This is a genomic window from Methanophagales archaeon (assembly GCA_021159465.1).
Lineage (GTDB): Archaea > Halobacteriota > Syntropharchaeia > Alkanophagales > Methanospirareceae > G60ANME1.
Map to the genome: position 1 here is coordinate 1 of JAGGRR010000164.1, position 1,632 is coordinate 1,632.

Consider the following 1,632-nt stretch of genomic DNA (forward strand, 5'->3'; position numbering starts at 1 on the left):
TTTTTTATATGTGGTTTCAGTTGTAATATCGATACAACTCGCCTCAACAGCTCTTTCAAAATACAGACAATAGACAATCTTCTCCTGCAACAACGAGAAAAGAGAGTTTCTGCTTCACCACGGGATCCTTCTCACTCACAAGCTGTGACCTGACCTCTTCAAAGTTCCTGATTGATATTCGTTCTCCCCTCATAGAGCAGAATGAGATGGGATAATAGATAAAGTTTTGCAAGAGACTGTACATCGCCCATCCCCACTATCCTCTCGCTTTCCGCACCAACCAAAAGATTCCAGCCATCCTCTACAGTTTCAACCCATTCCGTATTCTCTCGTAACGTGATGCATGGCACCTTAAAAATGTATGCTTCTTTCTGAATACCGGGCTCGAACCGCCTATCTTTCCACATTCCGAATTCAACAACCTCAAGTCCCCCCTACAAGCAAAGCAGGTTTTTGCACACTTTCTTAATTTAATCATAAGCAGCCTTCCTTAGCTTAATCCGATAAATGACAATTGTTTTATTCTTTTGGTCAACCTCATAAAGTATTCTGTATTTCCCTTCTCTGATTCTGTACCTATTTTCTTCTCCTCTCAGCTTCTTTATACTCCTTGGAAAAGGGTCATTTCTCAGTCCTTGGATCGCTCTATCAATTCTAACATACATCTTATCGTCAAGGTCATCAAGGTCTTTCTTTGCACTCTTCTTAATCTTGATCTCATACATCCCGCTTCAACCTGCTCTTTCGATATTCTTCGTAGTCTATTGTTTCTTCATTCTTCAAGACCTCGAAATCCTCCGCGTCTTCGTAATCTTCCAGCATCTCCATTAACGCTTTGAACGTTTGAATATCCATAATTACTCCCTTTTTCTCGTTCTTTTGATAGATATACTGCAAATCCTCCTCTTTTATCTTTAACATCTTTACCCTCTTTATCAAAGCTCAATAATTTTATTCTTCAACATCCTATTTAAATCTGCTCACAAAACACCTTTATGTGTCTCCATCAAGAATTTAATGATGTTTATGGCTTGAATACCATTTCGCTGCGTTATTTCAATGTTTATGGACCCAGACAGGACCCTCACTCGGAATATGCAGCGGTCATTCCCAGGTTTGTGTCCAGGGTCCTGAGAGGAGAACCACCGATTATCTATGGCGATGGTCAACAGACCAGGGACTTCACTTTCGTCAAGGATGTAGTGAATGCGAATATTCTTGCTATGAATAGTGATGCAACAGGCGTTTATAATATCGCTTCTGGTAGAATGATAAGCATACAGGAACTTGCTACGCTCATAACGAGATTAACAGGTTTACAGTCGATCAGTTTGTAGATATGGTGTTGAGAACCGTAAACGCCGTTTGTGGAAAGCGAAAGATCGTAAAAACGATAATAATTGGAGATACAACCAATTTGACGGTGGATATTAACAGGTTCAGAAAGAAGTATAAGAGTGAAGATTTAAAAGATAAGGACTATAAATGGGCTTATTCCAGGTCCAAAGGCTATTATATCGGTATGAAACTTGTTTTAGCCATATCCTTAGATAAAAATACATAGATTTACTCTGTCAGTGTCGTTTTGATTGACATTGCCTTTTCTTTGGGTTTCAGGGATAAAGTAAGCCT

At 39.3% G+C, this 1,632-nt stretch carries 5 protein-coding genes; 2 read left to right on the forward strand and 3 right to left on the reverse strand.

Annotated features, from left to right (window positions below; all coding sequences use genetic code 11):
* Positions 1-158: 158 nt before the first annotated feature.
* The 3 genes from J7J01_07190 to J7J01_07200 form a co-directional block, all read right to left on the reverse strand.
* Positions 159-407: a UDP-N-acetylglucosamine 2-epimerase gene (locus J7J01_07190; GenBank protein MCD6210656.1), complete on the reverse strand. Its 249-nt coding sequence runs from the start codon at positions 405-407 to the stop codon at positions 159-161.
* Positions 408-470: 63 nt separating this feature from the next.
* Positions 471-725 (reverse strand): type II toxin-antitoxin system RelE/ParE family toxin, encoded by a 255-nt coding sequence (locus J7J01_07195; GenBank protein MCD6210657.1) that lies wholly within the window; start codon positions 723-725, stop codon positions 471-473.
* A complete protein-coding gene (locus tag J7J01_07200; protein ID MCD6210658.1) occupies positions 718-921 on the reverse strand; it encodes a hypothetical protein in 204 nt (67 codons plus the stop codon). The genes J7J01_07195 and J7J01_07200 overlap by 8 nt, the downstream gene beginning before the upstream one ends.
* Before the next feature lie 110 nt (positions 922-1,031).
* Here J7J01_07200 and J7J01_07205 point away from each other — a divergent pair, with 110 nt between their 5' ends.
* The gene (locus J7J01_07205) at positions 1,032-1,337 is read left to right on the forward strand and encodes an NAD-dependent epimerase/dehydratase family protein (protein ID MCD6210659.1); all 306 of its coding nucleotides are present in this window, start codon (positions 1,032-1,034) and stop codon (positions 1,335-1,337) included.
* 2 nt (positions 1,338-1,339) lie between these two features.
* Positions 1,340-1,564, forward strand: coding sequence for a hypothetical protein (locus J7J01_07210; GenBank protein ID MCD6210660.1), 225 nt, complete (start codon positions 1,340-1,342; stop codon positions 1,562-1,564).
* Positions 1,565-1,632 lie beyond the last annotated feature (68 nt).

Coding starts and splice junctions, on each gene's coding strand:
- J7J01_07200 (MCD6210658.1), bottom strand. CDS start 921: ATGTTAAAGATAAAAGAGGAGGATTTGCAGTATATCTATCAAAAGAAC.
- J7J01_07195 (MCD6210657.1), bottom strand. CDS start 725: ATGTATGAGATCAAGATTAAGAAGAGTGCAAAGAAAGACCTTGATGAC.
- J7J01_07210 (MCD6210660.1), top strand. CDS start 1,340: ATGGTGTTGAGAACCGTAAACGCCGTTTGTGGAAAGCGAAAGATCGTA.
- J7J01_07190 (MCD6210656.1), bottom strand. CDS start 407: ATGTGGAAAGATAGGCGGTTCGAGCCCGGTATTCAGAAAGAAGCATAC.